This is a genomic window from Bacillus sp. A1 (assembly GCF_042296235.1).
GTDB classification, from domain to species: Bacteria; Bacillota; Bacilli; order Bacillales; family Bacillaceae; genus Bacillus; species Bacillus velezensis.
The window spans coordinates 3,438,118-3,464,631 of sequence record NZ_CP141181.1; the positions used below are offsets into that span (position 1 = coordinate 3,438,118).

26 protein-coding genes are annotated in these 26,514 nt (G+C 49.1%); 4 read left to right on the plus strand and 22 right to left on the minus strand.

Features of this window, described 5'->3' with window-relative positions; translation table 11 throughout:
* Positions 1 to 91: 91 nt before the first annotated feature.
* From U2H13_RS17040 to U2H13_RS17105, 14 genes are all read right to left on the minus strand, one after another.
* Positions 92 to 1,504: an NlpC/P60 family protein gene (locus tag U2H13_RS17040; protein WP_007407424.1), complete on the minus strand. Its 1,413-nt coding sequence runs from the start codon at positions 1,502 to 1,504 to the stop codon at positions 92 to 94.
* A 396-nt stretch (positions 1,505 to 1,900) separates the two neighbouring features.
* Positions 1,901 to 3,355: a lipopolysaccharide assembly protein LapB gene (locus U2H13_RS17045; RefSeq protein ID WP_103526604.1), complete on the minus strand. Its 1,455-nt coding sequence runs from the start codon at positions 3,353 to 3,355 to the stop codon at positions 1,901 to 1,903.
* Positions 3,356 to 3,470: 115 nt separating this feature from the next.
* The gene (locus U2H13_RS17050) at positions 3,471 to 4,532 is read right to left on the minus strand and encodes a cell wall metabolism sensor histidine kinase WalK (RefSeq protein WP_021495254.1); all 1,062 of its coding nucleotides are present in this window, start codon (positions 4,530 to 4,532) and stop codon (positions 3,471 to 3,473) included.
* Positions 4,529 to 5,206: a response regulator transcription factor gene (locus U2H13_RS17055; protein WP_012118540.1), complete on the minus strand. Its 678-nt coding sequence runs from the start codon at positions 5,204 to 5,206 to the stop codon at positions 4,529 to 4,531. The genes U2H13_RS17050 and U2H13_RS17055 overlap by 4 nt, the downstream gene beginning before the upstream one ends.
* A 36-nt stretch (positions 5,207 to 5,242) precedes the next feature.
* Positions 5,243 to 5,857 carry a hypothetical protein gene (locus tag U2H13_RS17060; protein ID WP_103526603.1) on the minus strand — a complete coding sequence of 205 codons (615 nt, stop codon included), beginning with the start codon at positions 5,855 to 5,857 and terminating at the stop codon, positions 5,243 to 5,245.
* 88 nt (positions 5,858 to 5,945) lie between these two features.
* The gene (locus tag U2H13_RS17065; protein ID WP_094296324.1) at positions 5,946 to 7,715 is read right to left on the minus strand and encodes an ABC transporter ATP-binding protein; all 1,770 of its coding nucleotides are present in this window, start codon (positions 7,713 to 7,715) and stop codon (positions 5,946 to 5,948) included.
* A 211-nt stretch (positions 7,716 to 7,926) separates the two neighbouring features.
* A complete protein-coding gene (gene hisIE, locus U2H13_RS17070) occupies positions 7,927 to 8,547 on the minus strand; it encodes a bifunctional phosphoribosyl-AMP cyclohydrolase/phosphoribosyl-ATP diphosphatase HisIE (RefSeq protein ID WP_021495256.1) in 621 nt (206 codons plus the stop codon).
* Positions 8,544 to 9,302 (minus strand): imidazole glycerol phosphate synthase subunit HisF, encoded by a 759-nt coding sequence (gene hisF, locus U2H13_RS17075; protein ID WP_014418971.1) that lies wholly within the window; start codon positions 9,300 to 9,302, stop codon positions 8,544 to 8,546. Before hisF ends, hisIE begins: the two co-directional genes overlap by 4 nt.
* The gene (hisA, locus tag U2H13_RS17080) at positions 9,299 to 10,036 is read right to left on the minus strand and encodes a 1-(5-phosphoribosyl)-5-[(5-phosphoribosylamino)methylideneamino]imidazole-4-carboxamide isomerase (RefSeq protein ID WP_021495257.1); all 738 of its coding nucleotides are present in this window, start codon (positions 10,034 to 10,036) and stop codon (positions 9,299 to 9,301) included. The genes hisF and hisA overlap by 4 nt, the downstream gene beginning before the upstream one ends.
* The gene (gene hisH, locus U2H13_RS17085) at positions 10,033 to 10,671 is read right to left on the minus strand and encodes an imidazole glycerol phosphate synthase subunit HisH (protein WP_094296325.1); all 639 of its coding nucleotides are present in this window, start codon (positions 10,669 to 10,671) and stop codon (positions 10,033 to 10,035) included. The genes hisA and hisH overlap by 4 nt, the downstream gene beginning before the upstream one ends.
* A complete protein-coding gene (gene hisB / locus U2H13_RS17090) occupies positions 10,672 to 11,256 on the minus strand; it encodes an imidazoleglycerol-phosphate dehydratase HisB (RefSeq protein ID WP_007614023.1) in 585 nt (194 codons plus the stop codon).
* Positions 11,222 to 12,535, minus strand: a complete 1,314-nt coding sequence (gene hisD, locus U2H13_RS17095) for a histidinol dehydrogenase (protein ID WP_094296326.1) — start codon at positions 12,533 to 12,535, stop codon at positions 11,222 to 11,224. Before hisD ends, hisB begins: the two co-directional genes overlap by 35 nt.
* Positions 12,532 to 13,173, minus strand: a complete 642-nt coding sequence (gene hisG / locus U2H13_RS17100; protein WP_012118547.1) for an ATP phosphoribosyltransferase — start codon at positions 13,171 to 13,173, stop codon at positions 12,532 to 12,534. The genes hisD and hisG overlap by 4 nt, the downstream gene beginning before the upstream one ends.
* On the minus strand, positions 13,166 to 14,338 hold the full coding sequence (locus U2H13_RS17105; protein ID WP_022553850.1) for an ATP phosphoribosyltransferase regulatory subunit: 1,173 nt from the start codon (positions 14,336 to 14,338) through the stop codon (positions 13,166 to 13,168). The genes hisG and U2H13_RS17105 overlap by 8 nt, the downstream gene beginning before the upstream one ends.
* A 237-nt stretch (positions 14,339 to 14,575) precedes the next feature.
* On the opposite strand from U2H13_RS17105, the gene U2H13_RS17110 reads away from it, so the two are divergent.
* Positions 14,576 to 15,301, plus strand: a complete 726-nt coding sequence (locus tag U2H13_RS17110) for a C39 family peptidase (RefSeq protein WP_021495261.1) — start codon at positions 14,576 to 14,578, stop codon at positions 15,299 to 15,301.
* A 16-nt stretch (positions 15,302 to 15,317) separates the two neighbouring features.
* Here U2H13_RS17110 and U2H13_RS17115 read toward each other — a convergent pair whose 3' ends face one another.
* From U2H13_RS17115 to hprK, 4 genes are read right to left on the minus strand one after another with little or no spacing between them, the layout of a single operon-like run.
* Positions 15,318 to 15,836: a DapH/DapD/GlmU-related protein gene (locus U2H13_RS17115; protein ID WP_072177048.1), complete on the minus strand. Its 519-nt coding sequence runs from the start codon at positions 15,834 to 15,836 to the stop codon at positions 15,318 to 15,320.
* 3 nt (positions 15,837 to 15,839) lie between these two features.
* Positions 15,840 to 16,490 (minus strand): pyrophosphatase PpaX, encoded by a 651-nt coding sequence (gene ppaX / locus U2H13_RS17120; RefSeq protein ID WP_014418978.1) that lies wholly within the window; start codon positions 16,488 to 16,490, stop codon positions 15,840 to 15,842.
* 25 nt (positions 16,491 to 16,515) lie between these two features.
* Positions 16,516 to 17,331 (minus strand): prolipoprotein diacylglyceryl transferase, encoded by an 816-nt coding sequence (gene lgt / locus U2H13_RS17125; RefSeq protein WP_014418979.1) that lies wholly within the window; start codon positions 17,329 to 17,331, stop codon positions 16,516 to 16,518.
* Between the two features lie 14 nt (positions 17,332 to 17,345).
* The gene (gene hprK / locus U2H13_RS17130) at positions 17,346 to 18,278 is read right to left on the minus strand and encodes an HPr(Ser) kinase/phosphatase (RefSeq protein ID WP_003151456.1); all 933 of its coding nucleotides are present in this window, start codon (positions 18,276 to 18,278) and stop codon (positions 17,346 to 17,348) included.
* Positions 18,279 to 18,447: 169 nt separating this feature from the next.
* Between hprK and nagA the strand changes: the two genes are divergently transcribed.
* Genes nagA through U2H13_RS17145 form a run of 3 tightly spaced genes read left to right on the plus strand, consistent with a single transcriptional unit; the run spans position 18,448 to position 21,105 of the window.
* On the plus strand, positions 18,448 to 19,638 hold the full coding sequence (gene nagA / locus U2H13_RS17135) for an N-acetylglucosamine-6-phosphate deacetylase (protein WP_094296328.1): 1,191 nt from the start codon (positions 18,448 to 18,450) through the stop codon (positions 19,636 to 19,638).
* Positions 19,635 to 20,360: a glucosamine-6-phosphate deaminase gene (gene nagB, locus U2H13_RS17140; RefSeq protein ID WP_017418833.1), complete on the plus strand. Its 726-nt coding sequence runs from the start codon at positions 19,635 to 19,637 to the stop codon at positions 20,358 to 20,360. The genes nagA and nagB overlap by 4 nt, the downstream gene beginning before the upstream one ends.
* Positions 20,361 to 20,373: 13 nt before the next feature.
* Positions 20,374 to 21,105: a GntR family transcriptional regulator gene (locus U2H13_RS17145; protein ID WP_012118554.1), complete on the plus strand. Its 732-nt coding sequence runs from the start codon at positions 20,374 to 20,376 to the stop codon at positions 21,103 to 21,105.
* A gap of 144 nt (positions 21,106 to 21,249) precedes the next feature.
* Here U2H13_RS17145 and U2H13_RS17150 read toward each other — a convergent pair whose 3' ends face one another.
* From U2H13_RS17150 to U2H13_RS17165, 4 genes are all read right to left on the minus strand, one after another.
* Complete coding sequence (locus U2H13_RS17150) at positions 21,250 to 21,825, minus strand: TetR/AcrR family transcriptional regulator (protein ID WP_182072034.1); 576 nt, start codon at positions 21,823 to 21,825, stop codon at positions 21,250 to 21,252.
* A gap of 167 nt (positions 21,826 to 21,992) precedes the next feature.
* Entirely contained in the window at positions 21,993 to 25,862 is a 3,870-nt protein-coding gene (locus tag U2H13_RS17155; RefSeq protein WP_376700551.1) for a metallophosphoesterase, read from the minus strand.
* A gap of 93 nt (positions 25,863 to 25,955) precedes the next feature.
* Positions 25,956 to 26,315 carry a phage holin family protein gene (locus U2H13_RS17160; protein WP_014418984.1) on the minus strand — a complete coding sequence of 120 codons (360 nt, stop codon included), beginning with the start codon at positions 26,313 to 26,315 and terminating at the stop codon, positions 25,956 to 25,958.
* Positions 26,316 to 26,510, minus strand: coding sequence for a PspC domain-containing protein (locus U2H13_RS17165; RefSeq protein ID WP_003151448.1), 195 nt, complete (start codon positions 26,508 to 26,510; stop codon positions 26,316 to 26,318).
* Between the last annotated feature and the right edge of the window lie 4 nt (positions 26,511 to 26,514).

Below are 26,514 nucleotides of genomic sequence, written 5' to 3' on the forward strand. Positions count from 1 at the left end.
ATTTTTCTGAGAAACCATGATTAGTCGGCTCCTGAGCGGGTATACAAATAAAGAAAGAGCCTTCCGGGATAGAAGGCCCTTGTCTTATTCATTATTGCACGACACGTCTTACATTGCCGTTGAATGCTTTCTTCCAGTAAGGGTTGCTCATAGAATCAATGGATACACCGTGTGATGTATTATCGTTCAGGAACGTTCCGTTACCTAAGTAGATGCCGACGTGGCCGTTTGTTTTATACGTATTGAAGAATACTAAGTCTCCGCGTTTCATGTCAGACGCGCTTACTGCTTTACCTCTTCCGATTAATGTATCTGTGTTTGTGCCGCTTGCAGGTCCGAGGTTAACGCCTGCGTTAGCATAAGCCCAGCGTACGAATGAAGAGCAGTCAAAAATACGGTTGTTAATATCAGATTGAGTGCGTCCGCCGCCGAATTTGTACGGGGATTGACCCACAAGGCTTGAACCTACGCTGATCGCGCCTTCAATACCGCCTGAATTTGAAATAACAGATCCGCCGTCAGAATCATCTGAACCGCCGCTGTTATGAGATGATCCGCCTGAAGTGCTCTTCGGTTTGCTTGAGCTGTCAGATGAATCAGATGATGTTGAAACAGCCGCTTTTTTCACAGTTTTAACCGCCGGTGCCGGCTGGCTGTCATCTTTTTGGTTTTGGTCTTCAGAAGCTTTTTGCGCTTCTTCCTGTTTTTTGATCAGGGCAGCCGCTGCAGCCTGCTCAGCTTTAATGCGCTTCTGTTCTTTTTCAGTGTCAGCTTTTTCGTTTGCAAGCTTTGATGCTTCTTTTTTCAGATCAGAGATAGCGGAAGCCGCTTTTTTCTGTCCGTTTTTCGCTTCGTCAAAAAGCTTGTCTTTCTGATCAAGCTGTTTATTCAGGTCTTTTTGCATAGACTCGAGTTTCGCAAGATCATCTTGAACTTTTTTCAGCTTCACGTTAAGTTCAGCTTCTGCGTCTTCGAGTTTCGCTTTATCCTGCTCCTGCTGTTTGATCAGCTCTTTATCCGCATCAACGATAGAAGATACCGCAGTCGCACGGGAAATGAAGTCTCCGAAGCTTGTCGCCCCTAAAAGAACATCTATGTATCCTTGAGAACCGCCGTTTTCCTGTAAAGAACGAACGCGTTTTTTCAGGATTTCATTGCGTTTTTCAATACGCGCTTCTGTTTCTTTGATTTCTTTTTTCAAATCAGCGATCTGCTTTTTCGTTTTTTCGTTTTCAGCTTTTTTATCTTCGATTTTATTGCTTGTATCCAACGCTTTAGCGTTAATGTCTTTCAGTTCTTTTTCAATCTTAGCCTGCTTGTCCTGAAGCTTAGACAATTCTCTTTCTTTTGCTTCAAGGCTTGAAGCCACCTCAGATTGTTTGCTTTCAATTTTCGCTTTTTTGCTGTCTAATGTTTCCGCCGATGCAGTTTTTGTAAACGGGATCAAAAAACTGCTTGTCCCGATGACGGAAGCCAAACCAAGTGTTAATAAACTCTTTTTCACTTTTTCTTTCCTCCCTTTTACTTTAAACCTGTTCTCATTTGGAATTCTATTATGAACATCAAAGTTACGCTCCCTCACATACCCGTGAGGCTGATGATTTTTATGTATGAATCTTTAAATCTTTTAAATTGGTATAGATTATACAGCACATGTAAAATAAACTAATCTCTTATGTACGAGACTCATTATACCATCATGTTTCGACAATTTTTATTACAGTTATATTTCAATGTGATTGCAAATCTCATATTTTGCAAAATAAACGGTGATTACAGCCCGATTTCGATTCAAAAAGCAAAAAAATACGTATGAATACCTCTTTTTTCGGCGGTAAAGTTCTGTTTTGCCCCTTTCTGATAAAAAAAGAACCGACTCTTTATATAGAAAGAATCGGTTTTATTCTAAAATATCATCTATTTGTCTGATGTATTTCGAAAGTGTTGCCGGCGTTATACCGTAAACGGCGGCCGTTTCTTTTTTCGTCGTTTTTTCGCCGTTTGCTTCTTTCCATACATATGCGATGGCTGCGGCCCATGCCCGCTCATTCTGTACGGCAGCGGCGGCGCGGATGTGCTGAATGACGTGAAAAACCCAGCAGCTCATGACGTCAGTTTTTAAACTGTCGGCTTCCGCTTTCTCCAGAAGCTTGACCGTCCGATATGTGAACAGCGCATCACCGGAAACGCCTGAAGCGCCTTTTTCACCGGAAAGCAGCAGTCTGACGAAATCTTGTTCAAACGGTGAAACGGCGCGTTTTGCCGTCAGAACTTTTTCAAGCTGGTCCCGCTCTCCTTCAGCGCTGCTGATATAATAGGCGGCAAGCCGCTGTTCAAGTGAAGCAGGCAGCGGTTCCTGCCGCTCCGCCCAAGGCGCGGGCCGGTCTGATTCGGGAAATTCGGCTTCTGCCTTTTTCCAAATGGTTTCCGCAAATTCTGTGCGGCCTGTCCCGTAGGCTGAGGCGGCAAGCCAGTAATAAAACGTGTCGTCGCCTTCGAACCCGCTTTTGTAAAGAGAACGGAGCCATTTATAACCGAGATCATGTCTGCCGACAAGCGCAAGCGTCGCCCCCAGCTTATAGCGCTGTTCGAATAAAATCGGATACACATTAGCGAGCCTTTCGCTCAATTCTCCGACTTTTTCATCTTCCCTCTCGTAATAGCAGAATACAAGGAGGTTGCACAGGGCATGGAGATTGCCTTCATTTTTCTCAAGCACTTCGAATACCGTTTGTTTCGCTTTTGTGACATTGCCTGAGTAAAAGTAAGCGAGCGCCAGGTTGTTGTATGCAGACCAAAGCTCGGGGTAATCGGCCGTAATCTCTTCAAGCATGACAACCGCTTCATGAAGCTGGCCGCTCTCAAGAAGCGTTTTTGCCCGGTCCTGCCTGATCAGCAGCTCATCCTGGTCATAGAGCGATTCGTTTTCACCCGCTTCGCCGAAATCCAAAAGCTCCATCAGATTTTCAATCTCTTCGCTGAATTCCCCGTCCGGATCGGCATCTGAATAAGCCGCCGCTTCTTTGTATGCTTCCTGAAAGAGCCCCAAATGCGCGAAATTATTCGCTTTAAAGTAATGACACTCGGGCATTTCTTCTTTCAGGTTCACCAAAATAAAGTCGAACAGCTCATTTGACTGCTGGTAGTGGCCCATTTCAGAATAAATGACGGCCAGCCGGGACAGCATTTCGGAATCATTCGGCTCGAGGTGGACGGCCCGCTGAATCAGTTTGCTGGCCCGTTTTAAATTCCGCTCTTTATATGCTTTTAAGCCTTTATGAAAAAAATATTGTCCATCCTGAAGCAGCTGGACAATTTGCGCGTGCTTTTTCTGTTCAGAAGTGTGTTTTCCCACAAATATCCTCCGTTTTATACGTATTACCGTCAGTAGTATACCATAAAACGGTTTCGCCTCAATAGTTCAAAAGACAGGATCGGCTTCGTTTTTTACTGGCTGGTTCGACCAGATTTTAGCTGTTTTTTTCACGAGGCTCGGCTGGAAGAATGACGCGGAAAAGGGTTCCTTCGCCGCGCTTGCTCTCAACCTCTATCGAACCGCCGTGCAGCTCTGCGATTTTTTGGGCGATGGACAGACCGAGCCCGCTTCCCCCTGCGTTTCTCGCCTTGTCCGCTTTATAAAACCGTTCAAATACACGCTCCGCCTGTTCAGGCTCCATTCCGATTCCGTCGTCGGCGATTTCGACAGCCGCCGCTCCCGGCAGATCTGCAATTTTAACGGAAATGCGGCCGCCTTCACCGGTAAATTTTACGGCATTGTGAATCAGATTCATCCATACTTGGCTGAGCAGCGCTTCATCTCCGTACACATACGACTCCTGTAAATCAATGAGAAACTCAATCTGTTTGGCGGACCATTCAGGCTCACAGGTCAATATGGTGCGCCGCAGCTGTTTGTCAATGCGGAACGGTTTTTTTTGTATCGGTTCGGTTTGGCGTTCGAGCGCAGTGAGCTTCAGCAGATTTTCACTGATTTTTGATAATCGTTCTGTTTCTGTTTCGATGATGTGTAAGTAGCGCCCCCGCTCCTCATATGATAAATCCGGTTTTTTCAGAAGATGCGCGTAGCCCTTTAATGAAGTGAGCGGGGTTTGGATTTCATGGGAAACGTTCGAAATAAATTCTTGTTTCAGTTTTTCCATTTCACTCAGTTCCGCGGCGAGTGTCGACAGTTCATCAGCCAATTTCGTCACGGGGTGGTTCCGCTCAATCTTCTCCATTTTCCGGGAAGCGGCCGCTGTGAAGTTGCCGCTCGACATTTGCTTGATCGTGGCGGTCAGCGAATCCCAGATCGCATGATGTCTTTCACGTGCTGACTTTGAAAAAATAAACATCGTTACAAACAGCAGGCCGAAAACAAGCCAAAGCGTCAGAATCTGCTCGGCGTACGGCACAAGCAAAATCGGCCATATGAGACCGAATCCCTGAACGATCAGGTGAGCCGCCAGCCATAAGATTGCGGTGACGGTGAGAAGGATGATGATTTTCCCAGCCGTTCTGAAGATCCGTTTCATCCTGTCACCACAAACCGATACCCGAGCCCCCGAACCGTATGGATGGCAAACGGATAGTCTTTTTCCGGAAACCGTTCTCTCAGCCTTTTAATATGCACATCAACGGTCCGCTCGTCACCTTCATAATCAAAGCCCCAAATATCTTCTATTAATTGTTCTCTTGAAAACGTCTTATTCGGATAACCGGCGAGCTTAAATAAAAGCTCAAATTCACGCCGGGGCAGTGTCAATCCCGCTCCGCCGCCGCGCGTTACGGTGCGGGATTGCTTATCTAATGTGACCGTTCCGATGGTCAGCAGTTTTTCAGCGGTGATCCGGTACCGTTTCAGCAATGCTTTGACCCTTGCTTCCAGCTCAAGCGGCTCAAACGGTTTGACGAGATAATCATCCGCTCCGGAAGTAAAACCTTGCACTTTGTCCAGCGTTTCGCCTTTTGCCGTCAGCATCAAAATCGGAATGTCCGTAAAGCTGCGGACGGCTTCACTGACTTCAAACCCGTCCATTTTCGGCATCATCACATCCAGTATGATGAGATCTATAGGTGCGGATTCGATCAGCCGCACCGCCGCTTCCCCGTCTTCCGCTTCTGCGACGTCAAAACCGCTCTGCTCCATCATAAGGCGGACAAGCTCACGGATATGGCGGTCGTCATCCGCAACTAATATGACAGCCATGAAAATCCCTCCTTCTGCTTTTTTGCCTGTCTTCTTTTAATGAATCGACATGATGTCTATTAACCGTCTTATTTTTTCATTGTCTCCTGTATCAACAGACACTTTTTTTGTATGGCGGATCATCTCTTCCGTCACTTCTTTCATTACGCCTTGATCAGTATCTTCACGAGACTCCCAGCGCAAAGGAACATTGTATACCTGAATGGTGCCGTCGCCGTTGCTGCTGTAAGTGACTGACCCATCGATTAACCGGGAGCCTGCTAACTGCGTAACATCTTCCGGATAGCGGGCGCTCGTGTGATCGTCAGGGTTGACGAGTGCTCCGGCCGGAATGCGGCGAACGTTCAATTCATCTATCTGCTGATTTTCCCCAAGCTGCAGCCAGATGCGGGCATATTCAATTTGCAGAGGAGAATAATCTGTCGACATGTTATCCGGTTCGCTTTTGTCCGCAGAGACGTGATGTGAATCTTTGTTTACGGGTTCGTTTTTTTCTGCCGCTGATGCTGTTTCAGCCTTGTTGATGCTGCTTCCCCCGGCCGGACTTGAAGAATGGCCTGGCTCATCATCGTTACCGCCCGTACACCCGGCAGTCATGAATACGAGCAGTACGGCCGCGTGACAATAAAAAATCTTTGTGCGTTTTTTCATGATTTAACCTCCGCTTTCTATGAACAGAACTCCGTCTACAAAATAAAAAGCAGCTTTTTCAGCTGCTTTTTATTCATAAAGTCTTGCTTTACACAGCTTTGTTTTCTAAGTCGGCATTCAGCTTCAGCTGCTGCTCCGCAAAATCGCGGTACAGCGAATGGGATGCCATTAATTCATGGTGTGTGCCCCGTCCGGTGATTTCACCCTGTTCGACAAAGAGAAGCTGATCTGCATCCACAACCGTGGATAAACGGTGGGCGATCACGATGGTGGTGCGGCCTTCCATTAGAACTTCCAGCGCCTGCTGCACCCATTTTTCAGATTGGCTGTCCAGACTTGATGTCGCTTCATCAAGCATCAGAATGCTCGGGTTGCGAAGGAGCGCTCTGGCAATAGCGATGCGCTGGCGCTGTCCGCCTGACAGCATAATTCCCCGCTCACCGACCTCGGTTTCAAATTTCTTCGGTAAGTCTTCAATAAATTGCAGGGCGTAGGCCATGTCAGCCGCTTGCCTCAGTTCCTCATCAGTCACCTCGCGTTTTAATCCGTAGCAGATATTGTCGCGGATGGTGCCTGACATTAACGGGCTTTCTTGCGACACGTAGCCGATATGCTCCCGCCATGACTCAAGGGAATACGCATCAATCGGTTCATTTCCGAGCAGGATGCTGCCCGCAGTCGGATTGTAGAATCGTTCAAGCAGCTTAAATAACGTTGTTTTTCCGCCGCCGCTCGGTCCGACGATCGCGGTGACTTTGCCGGCCTCAATCGTAGCCGTAATGTCTTTTAAGATGGCTTGATCTGTTTTGTAGCCGAATGAGACTTGTTCAAGCTTAATCGGCTGATCTGCGTTTTCAATGGCTTTTCCGGTTTGGATATCTTCTTCTTTTTCTGCAAGAATATGAATCATCCGTTCCGTTGCGCCGACGGATTTTTGAAGCTGTGTGAAAAATGAAGTGATCTGGCCCATCGGCATAATGATCTGAAACAAATACAGGATAAAGGCAACGAGTGCGCCGGCTGTCAATTCACCGGATGACACCTGCATCCCGCCGTATCCGATGACAGCGACCAGCGCCGCCATTAATACAAGTGTAATAAGCGGGCCTACGAGCGACTGCACCTTCGCTTCACGCAGCCCGAGTTTAAAGAGCGCCATGATGCCTGCTTTTCCGCGTCCGTATTCCGCTTCTTCAGCGTTTGACGCTTTTACAAGCCTGATTTCCGGGAGGATGTGGTTTAATAATCCGGTGAATCTCGCCGTTTCATCCTGTGTTTCCCGAGAAATTTTAAACATTTTCCGGCCGATCGGCACTAAAATCACCGCAGCCAGCGGCACGACGATCAGCACGAGCAATGTCAGCTTCCAGTTCATGAAAAATAAGATCGTCAGTGATCCGATAACGGAAATGATTCCGGTAATAAATCCGCTGATATTGTTTGTGATCAGCTCTTTTACCACCATTGTGTCATTGGTGACACGGCTGATCGTTTCTCCCGTGGCGTTTTTGTCAAAATAAGAGACGGGCAGTTTAATTAATTTCTGCCACAACAAATCACGCAGTCCCGAGATGATTTTCTGGCCGCTGTAGTTCAGAGCGTAGGTGGCGTAGGCGCTTAATGCGGCCTGTACGATAAACACGGCTGCGATGATTCCGATTTGCACGCCTGACAGCGACGACATGGAAAAGCCGTCAACGAGCTGCTTTGTCAATAGCGGAATCAGCAGGCTGACGAGCGTTGTCACAATACTGAGAGACAGCGCGAAGGCCAGCATACCGTATGATGGTTTTGTTTTTTTGACTAATGAAAAGAATGAGCTGAATTTCCCTTTAGGTTTTGGTTGTTTATTCGGCATATGTTTTCCTCCTATATCACTGTTTATACTATAACGGATGTGCATGAACGGAATATGAACAAAACGTACATTTTTGACAAAAACCAAAATAAACTCTATTAGTCAATATTATCAAATTCATCTGCCTCCGGTTGCGGAAATAAGGAATATTTAATTGAATGTTTAAGTTTGACAGATTAAAAACCTCACGGATCTCTCCGTGAGGTTTGTTTTACTCAGATGCTGAATGGCGTTTTGCAAGGACGTCAAGCACGTCGTCCAAAGGAAGCGACTGCTCACGCAGAAGAACGAGCAAATGATACAGCAAATCTGCCGCTTCCCATTTTAATTCTTCATGGTCGCGGTTTTTTGCGGCGATAATAACCTCTGCGGCTTCCTCGCCGACTTTTTTGAGGATTTTATCGACGCCTTCCCGAAACAGGTACGTTGTGTAGGCTCCGTCAGGCATCTCCGCCTGCCGTTTGGCGATTACGCTTTCCAGTTCGTTTAAGATGCCGAAACGATCCTGCGCGTCCGCTTTTTCCGGAGAAAAGCAGCTGTAACTTCCTTTATGGCAGGCGGGTCCTGAGGGCTCCGCAAGCACGACGAGGGCATCTTGATCGCAGTCATAACGGATGGCTTTCACCTTTTGGGTATTCCCTGATGTCGCTCCTTTATGCCACAGCTCCTGCCGTGAACGGCTGTAAAACCAGGTTTCTTTCGTTTCTATCGTTTTTTCGTAGGATTCACGATTCATATAAGCCAGTGTCAGCACTTCTTTGCTTGCCGCATCCTGTACGATGGCGGGAATCAGTCCGGCCTCGTCAAACCGCAGTTCATCTGCCCGTTTCATCTCACATTCACCCCGTGTTTCTTCATATAATCTTTCACTTCTTTTATAGATGTCTCTTTGTAATGGAAAATGGAAGCTGCAAGCGCGGCGTCCGCTTCACCGATCGTGAAGGCTTCAAGCATATGGCGCGCGCTGCCGGCTCCCCCTGACGCAATGACGGGCACCGGGACGGCACGTGTGACAAGCTGTGTGAGCGTATGATTAAAGCCTGTTTTCTCACCGTCTGCGTCCATGCTTGTCAGCAGGATTTCGCCCGCTCCCCGGCTGACGGCTTCTTTTGCCCAGGCCGTGACTTCCCAGTCGGTTTTCTGTCTGCCGCCGTGTGTGTACACTTTATAGCAATCCGAATCTTCGTCATACTTTGCGTCAATCGCCGCGACGATGCATTGCGAGCCGAAAAAATCCGCTCCTTCCGTAATCAGCTCGGGGCGGAGGACGGCCGCTGTATTAACGGATACCTTGTCAGCGCCGGCGCGAAGCATTCGTTTCATATCGCTTAATTGATTAATTCCGCCGCCGACCGTAAACGGAATCGCCAGTTTTGCCGCAACCTGTTCTACAACGTCTGTCATCGTCTTGCGGCCTTCGTGAGAGGCGGAAATGTCGAGAAAAACAAGTTCGTCAGCGCCCTCCCTGTCGTAAGCTTCGGCCAGCTCGACAGGATCGCCCGCATCTTTCAGCCCGAGAAATTGTATGCCTTTGACGACGCGTCCTTCTTTCACATCGAGACACGGAATGATTCGTTTCGTGATCATGCGTCCTTCACCCCGCTGAGCGCTTCAGCCAATGTAAATTGTTTTGTATACAGCGCTTTTCCGATAATCGCTCCCGATACGCCCGCGTCTTTGAAGCGGGCCAGTGCTTTGAGATCGGCGACTGAGCTGACTCCGCCTGAAGCGATGACGGTTTTTCCCGTTGCTTTTGCGAGCTGAACGGTGCTTTCGATGTTCGGTCCTGACAGCATGCCGTCAGTTGCAATATCCGTGAAAATGAAGGTTTCCGCTCCTTCGGCCGCCAATTCACGGCCCAGATCGGCCGCTCTTACCGAGGATGTTTCCAGCCAGCCTTCCGTCGAGACATATCCGTTCCTTGCATCAAGGCCGATCGCGATTTTGCCGCCGTATTGTTTCAGCATGCTCTTCACAAATGCCGGATCGGATACGGCCGAGCTGCCGAGAATGACGCGATCAACGCCTTGTGATAAATAACCGTACACATCCGCTTCAGAACGGATCCCGCCGCCGATCTCGACTTTGACATCAAGCTGCCGCGCAATGTCAAGAACATGCCTGTCGTTTACTTTCCTGCCTGCTTTCGCGCCGTCAAGATCCACGAGATGAATCCATTCGGCACCTTCTTGTGCAAATTGCGCCGCCATGTCTAAAGGAGAGTCACCGTATATCGTTTCCTTGCCGTAATCGCCTTGGATGAGGCGGACGCATTTGCCGTCTCTCATATCGATTGCCGGATATAATGTAAAAGCGTTCATTTCTTCACCTTCTGTTCCGCTGCCATTTTTGTAAATTGCGTTAAGATCGCCATTCCGGCCGTACCGCTTTTTTCCGGGTGAAACTGGGCACCGAAGACATTGCGTTTCCCGACGATGGCCGGAACACGAACGCCGTACTCAGCGCTTGCCAGAAGATCGCCGTCTTCCATCCCGTCTATATAATAGGAATGGACAAAGTAAACGAAGCCTTCTTCCGCTTCCGAAAGCAAAGGAGACGTTTGGTGAAACGTCAGCCGGTTCCAGCCCATATGCGGCACCTTCAGCTTTTTTCCTTCGGCATCTCTGTCTTTGAGTCTCACAGCTTTTCCGGCTAATAAACCAAGTCCTTTTGCAGAACCGTTTTCGGTGCTTTCTTCGAAAATGAGCTGCATGCCGAGGCAGATGCCGAGGAGCAGCTTCCCCTCTTCAACCATACGGTGTATGAATTGATCAAGCTTCGTGCTGCGTAAATTGTCCATGGCGTCACTGAACGATCCGACACCGGGAAGAATAAAAGCATCCGCTTTTTCAAGCTCTTCCGGCCGGTCTGATACGACATACGGGACGCCGACGCGTTCCAGCGCCTTCGACACGCTGAATAAATTGCCCATACCGTAATCAATTACACCGATCATTTACAGCATTCCTTTCGTAGACGGCACACCCTTGACGCGCGGATCAATGGATGACGCTTCATCAAGCGCTCTGCCAAGCGCCTTAAACACGGCTTCTATCATATGATGGGTATTCGTGCCGTAATGAACGATGACGTGCAGATTCATTCTCGCTTCCAGCGCCAGTTTCCATAGAAATTCATGTACCAGCTCGGTATCAAACGTTCCGACTTTCGCTTGCGGAAATGCAGCGCGCATCTCAAGGTGCGGCCGGTTGCTCAGGTCTACGGCGACTTGGGCGAGCGCTTCGTCCATCGGCACAAGCGCTGATCCGTACCGTTTGATCCCTTTTTTATCACCGAGCGCCTCCAAAAAAGCCTGCCCTAAACAGATGCCGATATCTTCAGTCGTATGGTGATCATCTATCTCCGTATCGCCTTTTGCGTCAACAGTTAAATTGAATTGCCCGTGCTTTGTGAACAAATCAAGCATATGAGTCATAAACGGCACATCCGTGCTGATGTCGGCTTTTCCTTCTCCGTCTATTTCGAAAGCCAGCTTAATATCGGTCTCATTTGTTGTTCTGGCGCGTTCCGCTTTTCTCATCGGTCATTCCTCCGTTTCTCGCTTCAATCGATCTTGCGTGCGCTTCAAGCCCTTCCAGTCTCGCAAATGCGGCAATGCTGTCTGCGTGTGTTTCAAATGCCTTCCGGCTGTATGAGATGATGCTCGATTTCTTTTGAAAATCTGTTACATTCAACGGGCTTGAAAACCGCGCCGTTCCGTTTGTCGGCAAAACGTGATTCGGTCCGGCAAAATAATCGCCGACCGGTTCAGCGCTGTATCGTCCTAAGAAAATCGCCCCCGCGTGTCTGATGCTTCCAAGCAAAGCCTCCGGCGAATGCGTCATGATTTCTAAATGCTCAGGCGCCAGCGCATTCACCGTGTCCACTGCATCTTCCATCGATTCCGCGATATAAATGCGGCCGTGATCCCTGATCGATGCTTCGGCGATTTCTTTGCGCGGCAGGGTCTGAAGCTGTTTATCCACCTCATCTGATACTGCTTCGGCAAGCTTCCGTGAGTCGGTGACAAGCACGCTTGAGCTGAGCGTATCGTGTTCGGCCTGTGAAAGCAGGTCAGCAGCGACTTCTTTGGGCACCGCCGTATCGTCTGCCAGAACCACGATTTCACTGGGTCCGGCAATCATGTCAATATCCACAACGCCGAAGACTTCCCGCTTCGCGAGTGCTACAAATATATTTCCGGGGCCCGTGATCTTATCTACAGGCTGTATCGTTTCCGTTCCGTAAGCGAGCGCGGCAATCGCCTGCGATCCTCCCGCTTTGTAAATTTCCTTTATGCCGAGCTCAGAGGCCGCCGCCAGAACGCCCGGCGAAAGGCGGCCGTCTTTCCCCGGAGGACTGACGAGAACGATCCGTTCCACTCCCGCAGCGAGAGCGGGGATGACATTCATTAAAACGGAAGACGGATAAGCGGCCGTCCCGCCCGGCACGTATACGCCCGCGGAATCGAGCGCCGTTATTTTCTGCCCGAGCATCGTGCCGTCTTTGCGATGGTAAAACCAAGAAGATTGCAGCTGGCGTTCGTGATATTCTTTCATATTGGCAATCGCCTGTCTGATCACTTCCAGCAGCTGATCATCAAGCAGACGGTACGCCTCGGTGACTTCCTCTGCGCTCACGGCCATTTGATTCAGGCTGATGCCGTCAAATGTTTTTGTATAGGCCAAAACGGCTTTGTCACCGTTTTGTCTGACGTCTTCAATAATCCCCCTGACGGTTTTCCGCTGCTCTTCGGTTCCGCTGTCGATGGAACGCTTCAGTGAGAACCGCTCGCTTCTTTTTACTGCGGTTATTTTCATTGTGCCGTTTCTCCTTCCACAACCCTGGCCAGCCTGGCCGCCATTTCGTCGATTACATCATCCTTCATGCGGTAGCTGACCGGATTGACGATAAAACGCGATGTGATGTCACAAATATGTTCTGATTCAACGAGACCGTTTTCCTTTAATGTCCGCCCGGTTGATACGATATCGACGATTCTGTCAGCAAGGCCGATTAAAGGCGCCAATTCAATCGAACCGTTCAGCTTAATGATTTCCACCTGCTCGCCCTGCTCTCTGAAATAACTTGACGCAACATTCGGATATTTCGTCGCAATCCTCGGGGCGACTCCGTTCCAATCCGCTCCGGGAAGCCCCGCAACGGCGAGATGGCATTTGCTGATTTTCAGATCGAGCACCTCATACACGTCACGCTCTTCCTCAAGCATGACATCCTTTCCGGCAATACCGGCATCAGCGACGCCATGCTCGACATAAGTCGTCACATCCATCGGCTTTGCCAGAATAAAGCGGAGATTTTCTTCAGGAACGTCAATGATCAGCTTTCTCGATTCTTCAAACTCCTCGGGGAGCCTGTACCCGGCCTGCCGCAGCAACCCGGCCGCTTCTTCGAATATCCGTCCTTTTGGCATTGCCATTGTGAGTACCTTACCCATTCTGCTCTTCCTTTCTTGCACCGATAAAGTATGTGACGTTTACGAATGATTTTGTCATATGATCGATATTTTCAATGCCCGCTAAATCCTGCAGGACGACTTTTCTGCCTCTCGCCCTTTCTTCCTCCGCGAATAAAATGGCCTGCGCCCGCTGCTCCTTGCTGAAAATCACAGCGTCCGCTTCACTAGTTTCTTCCTGGATGCCGAGCGCTTCAATCAGCCTGTCGATACGGAGCCCGAAACCCGTGGCGGGAGCGGGACTGCCGAAATGGCCGAGAAGATTGTTATAGCGTCCGCCGCTTCCGATGACGAAACCAACATTTGCCGCGTACACTTCGAATAAAATTCCCGTGTAATAACTCATATGGCTGACCATATTCAGATCAAGGCGAATATGCTCGGCACACCCGTAATCCTCAAGAATGTCCCACAGGTCTTCCAGCTCCTGAATCAAGCTTTGTCCGGAGATGCCGATGATCTCCTCCGCCTTGGCGCAGATTTCTTTCCCGCCTCGCAATTCCAGAAGTGCGAGCAGCCGGCTTTTGTCTATTGAAGAAAGCGGAAGCGATTTGACATGTTCCCTGTATCCCACGTAATTCTTTTCAAAGAGAAAGCGCCGCAGAACATCCGCCCGCTCGGCATTGCCCAAAACCTCGACAAACAGCTCATCAGCGAGTCCGGCATGGCCGATCGCGATTTTAAACCGGTGCAATCCCGCGTTTTTCAAAGCGCCGGCCGCCAGCGCAATCACCTCGGCGTCCGCGCTTGTTGATCCGTCGCCGATCAGCTCCGCGCCGACCTGTTCAAATTCTGCCGGACGTCCGCCTTCCCGCTCCTGAGCGCGATAGACGCTTGCCGCGTACCCCGCTCTGAGCGGATGATTGTGTTTGTGCAGCTTAGACGCCGCCACCCTGGCAATCGGTCCGGTCATGTCAGGCCGAAGCACAAGCGTTTTTCCGTCCTGATCGAGAAGCTTAAATAGCTGCTGTTCTTCAATAGCTGACTGGACGCCTACTGTTTCATAAAATTCAAGGGTCGGCGTCTCCATAAACTGATAACCCCATTTATCAATTAAATCCGTCAGTGTGGAACGGACTTTTTTCTTGGCTTCGTATAAACCGGGCAGCGTATCTCTCATGCCATGCGGTTTCTCAAACATAAACATTTGCCTTTTACACCTCCGCTTTATCTGAAGGAAAATTCCGAATCCTTTAGTTCGCTAATATGATAATATGTTAGCAGATAAAAGAATGAATTGCAACGCCCAATGTCCGCCTATTCTTTTCCATAAACATGGCTAAAGAATGAACAAACCTGTAAACATACCGGAACGATCGAATCATATTGAGCAGAAGTGCTATAATACATAGAATAGCTTCATCAGAAACAAGGGAGAGTAATAATGAAGACGCTTGGAACATTATGTGTGCTGATTCTGACAGCCATCCTTGTCTATCTGGGATATAACATCTATACAAACGATATTCATTTGAATTTTTTTAATCAGCAGTCCGACGAGCCTGATGAGAAAACACCGTTAAAAGGGAGCGCGTCACCGCTGAATGTCGTTCTGTACAGACAGATGGATTCTCCCAGACTGTACAATGGCTGTGAGGTGACAAGCCTTGCCATGATTTTGAACAATGCCGGATATCATGTGTCAAAAAATACATTGGCGGATAAAATCAATAAAGTTCCGCTCACATACAGCAGCGGGCTGAAGGGAGATCCGAGTGAAGGATTTGCAGGAGATATGGAAAACGGCCCGGGTTTAGGCGTTTATCATGAGCCGATTGATAAACTTGCCAAAGAATATGCGGGAAACAAAGTATATGACCTGACGGGAAAAGACATTTCTTCAGTGTACCGCCAGCTTGAAAAGGGACGGCCGGTCTGGGTGATTACCACCACATCCTTTAAGCCGGTTGATAATATGCAGACTTGGAATACGCCGAACGGAAAGATCGACATTACGTTCAGCATGCATAGCGTGGCCGTCACCGGTTATGATCACGATTATGTATACGTCAATGATCCTTACGGCTATAAAAACAGAAAAACAGACCGATCTGACTTTGAAAAAGCCTGGAAGCAGATGGGCAGCCAGGCCATTGTGATCAAGTCATAAAAAAACCCCGCTGACCTTAATCAGCGGGGTTTTCCATTCGTTTTTTCATTTCTTCGTCCGTATAGATCACCTGCATCGGATTTCCTCCGACAAACGCCCCGGCCGGGACATCTTTGTGCACCAGCGTGCCGGCTGATACAACGGCTCCGCTCCCGATGGTGACGCCGGGCAGAATGGTTGTGTTTGCCCCGATCATCACCTCGTCACCGATTGTGACAAAACCGGTCCGGTACTCATGTATTAAATATTCATGAGCCAAAATCGTCGTATTGTAGCCGATGATGCTGTTTTTTCCGACAGTGATTTTTTCGGGAAACATGATATCCGGCATCACCATCAGCGCGAATGACGTCTGTTTTCCGACATTCATTTTCAAAAAGGTTCGGTACAGCCAGTTTTTCACGCTTAAAAACGGCGTATACCTTGCGATCTGAATGATGATGAAATTTTTCATCACCTTCAGAAAGGGAACCGTCTGATAAACATGCCACAATGAATTTGCACCTGCAACCGGATGGCGGTCTGTTTTTCTCACGGATTACTTCACTCCGGTGATGTGCAATAAATCACTCATTTTCTCGAGCATATAATCGGGTTCATAGGCGGAAAGCGTCTGTGCGCCTTTAATCGTCCACGCGACGCCGGCTGTTTTCGTGCCGGCGTTTTTTCCCGCCATGACATCGTGATAATTGTCACCGACCATTAGGGCTTCCGACGGATCGCACCCCAGCCGGCTGAGAGCAAGCCGCACAGGCTCGGGGTCAGGCTTCGGATGCTTAACATCATCAAGCGTGACGACAGTATCGAAAAACGCCCCGATGCCTGTCAGCTTCAATCCCATATTCACTGTATCCCTCAGCTTTGTGGTGACAATCCCGAGCTGATAGCCCGCTTTTTTCAATTCATCAAGCGTTTCATAAACCGTTTCGTACTCCGTGACGAGCTCATCGTGCTTTTCATGGTTGAATGCTCTGTACATGCTGATCATCTCATCGCACTTTTCAGCATTAATGCCTGAAAACGTTTCATACAGAGGCGGGCCGATAAACGGAAGCACATCTTCCCTTTTGAACTGCCCCGGGCAATAATGATCAAGCGTATGAAGGTAAGAAGCGATAATCAGTTCATTCGTGTCAATCAGCGTGCCGTCGAGATCGAATAAAATGGCGGTTACACGTTTATCAGTCATCTTATGTCCTTTCCGATTTCAGGCGTCAGTCCGTGTCGGCATACCGCTTATCGGCATACCCCTTCATGCGTCTGAAAATCATTAAAATAATCGCAAGTACAATCAGCACAATGGAAATGACCTGCGCGATCCGAAGCTGGCTCGTAAGCATCAGGCTGTCCGTCCGCATTCCCTCAATAAAGTATCTGCCGATCGAATACCAGATCACATACGTCAAAAACAGATCGCCCCTGCGCAGGTTCACGCGGCGGAGCAGAAGCAGAATCACGACGCCCGCAAAACTCCACAGCGATTCATACAAAAACGTCGGGTGGTAATATTGTCCGTCTATGTACATCTGATTAATGATGAAATCCGGAAGATGCAGACTTTCCAAAAATGACCGGCTGACCGCTTCACCGTGAGCCTCCTGGTTGATAAAGTTCCCCCAGCGCCCGATGGCCTGGCCGAGCAGAATACTCGGCGCGGCAATATCCGCCAGCTTCCAGAATGAGATGCCTCTTACTTTTGAAAAGACAATTCCCGTTGCGATCGCGCCGATTAATCCGCCGTGAATCGCAATGCCGCCTTTCCAAGTTTTAATGATTACCCCGGGGTGTTCCGAGTAATAGCTCCACTCGAAAAGCACATAATATGCCCTTGCGCAAATGATTGCGATCGGGATGGCGAAAAGAACAAGATCAATAAAAATGTCCTTATTCAGCCCCCGCTTTTCACTCTCCCTCATGGCCATCCAAAGCCCTAATAACGCGCCCGCGCCGATAATGATTCCGTACCAGTGCACGGATAAAGGCCCGAGCTGAAAGGCAATCGGATTGATTGGTGTTCCTGCTTCATTCATATCATTGCCAACTCCTATTCGTCTTGTTCGCCGTCCTCAATGACATCCGCCAGCTTATTCGTGAATTGCTCGGCAGCATTCAAGCCCATCCGCTTCAATCTGAAGTTCATCGCCGCAACTTCGATAATAACGGCGAGATTCCGCCCCGGGCGAACGGGAATGGTCAGTTTTGTAATTTCCGTATCAATGATTTTCATTTTTTCTTCTTCAAGTCCGAGACGGTCGTATTGTTTCCCTTGCTCCCAAAGCTCAAGGTCCATGACGATTGTAATTCTTTTATTGCTTCTGACGGCGCCCGCTCCGAACAGCGTCATGACATTTATAATGCCGAGCCCCCTGATTTCGAGCAGATGCTCAATCAGATCAGGCGCGTTCCCGACAAGGGTATCCTGATCCTCCTGCCGGATTTCAACGCAGTCATCCGCGACAAGACGATGGCCTCGTTTGACAAGCTCCAGCGCCGTTTCACTTTTACCGACTCCGCTTTTTCCCGTAATGAGCACGCCGACGCCGTATATATCCACAAGCACGCCGTGAATGGCCGTTGTCGGCGCGAGACGGCTCTCAAGAAAATTCGTCAGCCTGCTTGACAGCCTGGTTGTTTTCAGAGGGGATCTGAGCACAGGCACACCGTTTTGCTCGGAAGCTTCTACAAGCTCCGGCGGGATCGGCATATCTCTGGAAAGTATGATAGCCGGCGTCACATCGGTGCACAGCGATTTCATCCGCTGTTTCTTATCTTCCTCGGGAAGCTGATCAAAAAATGACAGCTCCGTTTTTCCTAAAAGCTGCACCCGTTCTCTCGGGTAATATGTAAAATAACCGGCGATTTCAATACCGGGCCGTGATAAATCACTCATCGTAATCGGGCGGTTAATCCCTTCTTCTCCGCTGATCAATTCTAAATGGAACTGCTCCATTACGTCTTTGGTCCGAACCTTTGCCAAGATATGTTCCTCCTGTTCTGGGATGTTCCGAGCTTTGAACAGTTATATTTTATCACTTTACCGTCTGAACCAAAACAGATTTATACAATTCCGGCATAACTGGTCTAGATAACTAGTCTGAAAAGGAGTAAAATAAAACTAACAACTAACCAGAAAGGCGTGTTTTAAAGTGGCTGAAAGCTTGTTAATCAGCGGTGCGGACATCGTAACAGAAGAAGAAATCATCCGAAACGGATTTCTCGGTATAAAGAACGGCATCATTTCTTACGCGGGGAAAACAAGACCGCAAGAAACGTATGAGAAGGAATGGAAGGCGCCCGAGGGTTCGTATGCACTTCCCGGAATGATTGATATCCATATTCACGGCGGATACGGCGCGGATACGATGGATGCTGATGTTGCAGCTCTTGATACAATGTCCGCCCGGCTGCCCGAAGAAGGAACAACCTCTTTTTTAGCGACAACGATCACACAGCAGCACGAAAACATTGAAAAAGCGCTCGTCAACGCCAGAAAATGGGCGTCTTCCTCACCGCAGGCCCAAAAAGGCGCTGAGTTGATCGGCATTCATTTAGAAGGACCGTTTGTCTCTCCGAAAAAGGCGGGAGCACAGCCGAAACAATGGATTACTCCTGCTGATGCCGGGCTCTTTCAGAAATGGGAGCGGCTCTCGGGAGGGCTGATCAAAATTGTGACGCTTGCGCCGGAAGAAGATCCTGATTTCAGCCTGATCCGTTATTTAAAAAAACAAAACATCATCCCGTCAATGGGACACACAGACGCGGGAGCCGAGCTTTTACAAAAAGCGGCGGATGCCGGGGCGGTGCATATGACGCACCTCTTCAACGCCATGAGCTCCTTTCATCACCGTGAGCCGGGGGGCATCGGTACGGCTCTCGCCTGCGGCCGCATCACGGCGGAGCTGATCACTGACGGCATTCATTCCCATCCTCTGGCTGTAAAGCTTGCCTATTTGGCGAAAGGAAGCCAAAACCTGATCATGATTACAGACTCCATGCGGGCAAAAGGGCTTAAGGACGGAGAATACGAGTTCGGCGGACAAAAAGTCACCGTTCGCGGGGACACGGCGCTTCTCTCTGACGGGACGCTGGCCGGTTCCATTTTAAAAATGAATGAAGGCGCAGCGCTCATGCGCAGGTTTACAAACTGCTCATGGCCGGATATAGCAAATATGACATCGGCAAATGCGGCCCGCCGCCTCGGCATATTCGACCGTAAAGGAAGCATCGCCGAAGGAAAAGACGCCGACGTTGTTCTGACGGACGGACAGTGCGGCGTGCTGGCCACGATTTGCCGCGGAAACACCGCATATATCTCAAGGGAGGCTGATTGGACATGAACGTTATCACATGCAGACATTATGAAGAATTAAGTGAAAAAGCCGCATCGATTATCGCTGAAACAGTGAAACAAAAGCCGGATGCCGTTCTCGGCCTTGCGACGGGGGGCACTCCTGAAGGCGTATACAAAGAACTTGTGCGGATGCACCGCTCAGAGGGCTTGTCATTCCGAAATGTCACGACGATCAACCTTGACGAATACGCCGGGCTTTCTCCCGAGGACAAAAACAGCTATCATTATTATATGAATACACATTTTTTTGCACATATCGACAGCCGAAAGGACCGCCACTTTCTCCCTGACGGACGGGCAGACGATCTTGATGCCGAATGCGGACGCTATGACCGATTGATTCAAACACTCGGCGGAGCGGATATACAGCTTTTAGGCATCGGACACAACGGCCATATCGGCTTTAATGAACCCGGGACGCCATTTGAATCCCGAACCCATGTTGTTGAGCTGAATGAAGAGACAAGACAGGCGAATGCGCGGTACTTTCCGTCAATTGATCAAGTCCCTGTAAAAGCCCTGACAATGGGGATCGGGACGATTTTGTCCGGCAAACGGATTTTGATCATGGCATCCGGAAAAAGCAAGGCCCAAGCGGTGAAGCAGCTTCTGGACGGGCGCATCAGCGAAGCATTCCCCGCCTCCGCCCTGCACGCGCATCCGGATGTGACGGTCTTGATTGATGAACAGGCTGCGGGCGGCGATTGAAAGGATTTGACCTATGCAGATTGATAAACAATCTCCGATTCCGATTTACTTTCAGATTATGGAACAATTAAAAACACAAATCAAAAACGGCGAGCTGAAAGCGGATGCGCTGCTTCCGTCGGAGCGGGAATACGCCGAACAATTCGGCATCAGCCGAATGACGGTGCGCCAGGCGCTTTCCAATCTGGTGAATGAAGGATTTTTATACAGGCAGAAAGGCCGGGGAACGTTCGTCAGCAAACTGAAGATGGAACAGCCGCTTCAAGGGCTGACAAGCTTTACGGAAGATATGAGAAGCCGGGGCATGAAGCCGGGGAGCAGACTTGCCGAATACCAGCTGATTCAGGCGACGGAAGAATTATCTTCTATCCTGGGATGCGGCTATCCGGCAACGCTTCATAAAATCATCCGCGTCCGGCTGGCGAATGATATCCCGATGGCGATTGAAGCCTCGTACATCCCGTTTGACAAGGCGGGAAAACTGGACGCCTCCCATTTTCAATCATCCATGTATGAGCATATTGAAGCGTACAATCAGATGCCGATCTCACGGGCAAAACAAGAGCTTGAACCGGGAGCCGCTTCCGAGGAAGAAGCTGAGCTGCTCGGTATCCAGCCCGGCGCCCCCGTCCTCTATATCAAGCGGACCACTTATCTGCAGGACGGCACTGCCTTTGAGCACGTCAAATCCGCCTACAGAGGCGACCGCTACACATTCGTGCATTATATGGACAGGGTGAAATGAAACATCTCCAACCGTTACGGGTTGGAGATGTTTTTTTGATCTGCCATTTTCAAATCAAGCCGGTGAATGTTCTCTATGACTCTGTCAAAACAAAGAGGCTGGGGTTCTGGTAGCTATTTTTATAAAGAAAAGAGTAATAAAATGCTACCCTCTGTTTTGGACAATATACGGAACCTGTTTTGAAATCAGCAGCAGCGGTTCTTTGTTTTTATGAGCCAGTGAAAACATGATTGCGCCTTCAATCATCGAGTTGATTGTCACCCCGAGCTTCTCCGCTTCCTCTTGTTCAAACCCATGCTCAAGAAATTTTGCCGCAAACACATCCGTCCACTTCTTGAACACCTCAACACATGTGCATCTTAACGTTTCATTGATCAGAGCGGTCTCGCCCGCCAGCAATCCAACCGGCACGCCCTCAATATTCTGCGGATCATTAAATTGTTCAGCCATTACATGAATAAAGTGCTGAATCGCTTCTATAGGGTCCGCGAATTGAGACATACTATTCTGTATTTGCTTTTCAACGCATCTTCCCGTATATTTGATCGCCGCAATGGCGAGTTCTGCTTTTCCGTTTGGAAAGTGATGATACACAGACCCTCTGGGTGCTCCGCTCTCTTTTATAATTTGGTTCAAACCAGTCGCATGGTATCCCTGAATCTGAAAAAGATATGCAGAGGTTTGAATAATTCTTTCTTTTGTCCCGGTTTTACTGTTCATTATGTTTCCTCCTGCATATTACGAAAACCAATCGATTTTAGTATAGAAAAGGGACATAAAAAAGTCAAAAGCACTTATTACAGCAGGGCGCCGCCATTTACGTACAGAAAAAATCCTGCTGACCGTCAGATTTTCTTCTGAGTGATCAGCAGGCTGTATTTTTTTCGTTATGGGTTTGAGGCATGCCTGAAATCAAACTGATCCGGAGCCGGGCGATACGGCGTATTTCCCGTTTTGAACATCCACAGCGGTGATATTGTTTTGCCGTTGTACGGGTCCTTAACGACGGTGTACCAGTAATAAACGGAATCAGGCTGCAGGCCGTCCCAGACCCAATTTGCGGTTTTTCCGCTTTTTACGTGTTTTTTATGACCGAGCAGTTCGTTCGTATAGACGTTGCATTCAAAATAATCGGTCGCCACCCTTTTCCTCTTCGGCTGTAAATCCATTTCTGCTGAGAATTCGTCTTTATCAGCGAACAGATCGGTGTCATAGTAATTGATGTCATCCGTGTACGGCGAGTAGGAGAACATGTGAACCTGATTGGCAGCCTGATCGAATTGCATCATGCGCATAAAGCCCTGCCCCCCTTCCGGACCGTCCTGGTAGTCGGTCAGAATCTGGTGGACGAGGCGGTCCGGTTTTCCGTCCCCGTCATCGTCAAGCGCATCGGTTTTTTTCATGGCATTATGGTAATGGCCGCTTAATACCATCGCCACATTGCGATTCGGCTTGACGACTTTTCGATAGATCGTTTCCCCGATCGGACTTCGATTTCCGCTCACAAGCAAGTACTCATGAAAGCATAAGATGGCGGTTCGGTCCGGATACCTCTTCAGCACTTGATTGATCCAGTCAATCTCTTGTTCCCCAATGCCCCAGCCCATATAAATCATAATAAAATCGTTCCCGCTTGCCGACAGCAGGTCATAATGCCCGCGGTTATTTTTGTATGATCCGCCGTAATGCATGTTCTGTTCAAACCGGCGGCTCCCGAAGAAATCCCCGAAGGTTCGGTATGTGCCGTCTTTATGGCCGACGTCGTGATTGCCGGCAAGCACTCCGTACGGAATCCCCGCCTTGTCAAGCGTCCGCATGGAGTGATCGGCGTTTTTCCACTGTTTCATCACCATTGAATCATCGACGATATCACCGGTATGAAAGACATATTTAATATTGTGCTTTTCCTTATTTTCTTTGATCCACTCCGTCATTTTGTCAAAAATGTGCGGGTGCCCTTGTGCGTAATATTGTGTATCCGACATCCAGACAAACGTGTAATTGCCTTTCGCCGGTATTTGATCCTGCACGATGACATTCATTTTTGAGTTCTTCACCACATCCGCTGCGGAAACGGCGGCTTTTAATGTAAACGGCTTTTTATCTTTGGCAAGGACGCTGTCCGCCTCCTGCCAGCGGCTTGTCCGGTAATTCCAAATATACATGGTTACCTTTCGGCCGGGCAGAGAGCTTCCTTTCCAGACCGCCTCGGCCAGATCCGTTTCGTCGATAGACGGGTCAACGGAGACTTCGAATCGGTGATAAGGAAAACGCTCCATACTTTCCGTCGAAACGGTTTTTCCGTCATTTGCCGAGATGCGGTTCATTTCAGGCAGGGTAAACGGCATTTCATTTTCTTTTATGCCCCTCGGCGGTTCCGTTAATGAGGCGTGTTTATACACTTTCACGCTGCCCGGATTCCGCGCGGTATAACGGAAGCCCCGGTAAAATGATACATTCATGTCATCCTTCGTCGGGTCTTTTACCCGGACGGACAGCTTTGCTTTGTGGGCGCCGATTTTTTGATCGGCAAGCTCCGGCTGGTTCGGCTCCTCCCGTTTGATATGGAAGGTGCGGACGGAGGTTGTTTCATTTCCGGCAAGGTCTGCCGCAATGATGGTAAGGGTATGTTTTCCGGGCTTAAGATCGGCTGATGACGTGTGATGCGGGAGCGTAATGCTTTCTCCGTCCAAAAACGCTTTGACCTCTTCCACTTTGCTCCATTTGTCACGGATGTCCGCATTCAGCTCAACATTACCTTTCAGCGCCGCGCCTTCTTTAATATTCGGGACAATCTTCGGCCCCGTATTGTCCACCCGCACAGACTGGCTCAGCTGCTCCTCACCGTCGCTAACAAAAATATGGTGATAGCCTTCCGAAAGCTTCGCCGTGTTCCACGGCAGCAGCCGTGACGTAAACAAATGATCCGGCAGGCTGAATGAGAAGGTCTTCTGCTGATTCGCCCACCTGCCGTCACCGATAAACAGCTGCTCAGCCGGATCCGTCTTCCCGTCTTTGATCACCGTTCCGTCCGAAAGCACCAGACGGGCATGTTTCACGACAAAATCATCCCGATTCTCTCCCGTGTCATACGGAGAAACCTTTGAGCCCGAACGGATGGATACTTTCTGTGTTTTGCCCCCTTTTTGCAGCAGACGTTCCGGAAGGAGAACCGAGTGTGTTCTGTAGCGGTGAGACGGATCGTCAAAAATGTGCAGCACCTCGTTTTCCATCATGACGGTGTTTTGAAAATAAAGATTCGTTTTCCGGGCATCGAAGGCGAAATAGACTTCTTTTTCCAGCGCCGGCCGGGTCTCCTGCCGCTTGCCGTCAATCCACAGCTTGATCTTATCGGCGCTGACGTCGGAAGTCGCTTTGAGCAGATAGGTGCCGGATATCGTATCTTCGGGTTCAACATTCATTCTGAGTCCGTGTGATTTGCTCGTCTGTTCAATGTCAATCATCTTGACGGGCGTTTTTGCTTCATTTTCTCCATCACTGGCTGCGATATAATACTCAAGCTGATCCTGGCCGAGCAGTTCCGGGGAATAAAGAATGTGATGGTATAAGCTGTCGTTGCGGTCTTTTTCGGCCAGAATTCGTTTGAATGGTTTTTTCTCATTGGTCCGGTAATAAAACGCGGCTGTTTTGACAAGGTTTTTGTCTTTTATGTCAGCCTTTAATTCAATGCTTTCAGCGGGCCGGACGGGCTTTCTGTCTGTAAGGTCTTCGATGACCGGTTTTTCCTTGTCAGGTTTTATCACCCTTTTCTGCTGCGGGATCTGCGCCTGAAAAACAGAGCCCGGTGACGGCTTATGCTCGCTCGTGGAGATCCTCAGCAATTCTCCCGTTCCGTTCAGCGGATATTTGTACAGCAAAGAAGTCAGCCGGCGGAAAGCGTGTTTCCGGTAATGCGCTGAGGCGATACCCTTTCCGGTATTTGCCGACAGCACCACCGTACGCGGGCGGCCGTTGGACATTCCGTCCGTCCCTTCGATGACGGCGAGATGTTCTCCCTCCTTCAGGCGTGTCCCGTAATAGCGATTGAAATCATCTATCGTCAGTTCTGATGCGGCGCGTCTCAGCCAAAACACGTAAGTCCCGCCTGACGGAATGACGGTATCTTCTTTCGGCCTCCATATCATATCTGATTCCGGCCCTTCCTTCGGATAGCGGTAGCGGATGTGATAGTCTTTAAAATGAATGGGTCTGTCCGTCGTGTTATACACCTCGATAAATTCATAGGCATCAGCGCCGTCTTCATTTTTCGTATCAACCGCAAGCTCCGTAATCATCAGCTCGGGAATATGATTCAAATCGGCTTGATAGCCGTCCAGCTTCAGCCGCTTTTTCTCCGATTCCGCCCGCTGTCTGCCGTTGGTGAATACGAGGTAATATTCCAATTCTCCATTCCAGATATCCCGCTTTGAAACCTGGGCCGTAAACAGCCGGATTGCGCCTGGCGCGGGCTCCATCGGCACCATTTTAAACCCCAGCTCATTGCTTTGTTTATAAAAAAGAAACGCCGAAAACGCTTGATAGTCAGCATTCCGTACATGAGCCTGTATGAACAGGTTTCTTTTCATTTCCGCCTTTACTTCGATTTGGGGAGGATTCTCCAGAAGCGGTATGTAATGAGGCGGCTGTCCGAATTCCTGCTGATTCACGGGGATTGCCGATTCTTTGCGCGCCGCATCCGCAGAAGGACTTACACAAAGCAAACCAATCAGAAAAAAGAGCGTCATCACAAGTTTCATCTCATTACCTCCCTATGCATTATGTTGCGTCAGGAGGCCGCCGCTTATGTAAACCGCACATAAAAAAGCTGCCCTCTCGGGACAGCTCGTTTTTTACCCTTTTCTAAGCGGCTCCAATATGCCTTTTTGAATCAGCAAGTGGAAAACGGACAGCACGACGGATGCCCAAATGGCGGTGCCGAACCCGTCAATCTGAAAGCTGTCTCCCATCAAGGCTGCGGTCATCATTAACGTAATGGCGTTGATGACAAACAGAAAGAGGCCGAGGGTCACAACCGTGACGGGCAATGTCAATATGACGATGATCGGTTTGATCAGCACATTTAACACAGAAAGAATCACACTGGCGATGACGGCCGCTCCGATACTGCTGATATGGACGGAATCAAAATATCCCGCGATAACGATTAATAATAACGCATTTACTAAAATGCTGACTGCCCATTTGATCATTTATTTCAAATCTCCTTCTAAAGGTACGACAAAACACCAGATAATATATACAATCGGCACGATTCCGCTCGTGACAAGCGCTAATACAACGGTGATAATGCGCAAAAGCGACGCATCCATATTGATGTACTCCGCCAAACCGCCGACGACACCGGCGATTTTACGGTTTTTTTCTGAACGGTAAAGTCTTTTCATCCAA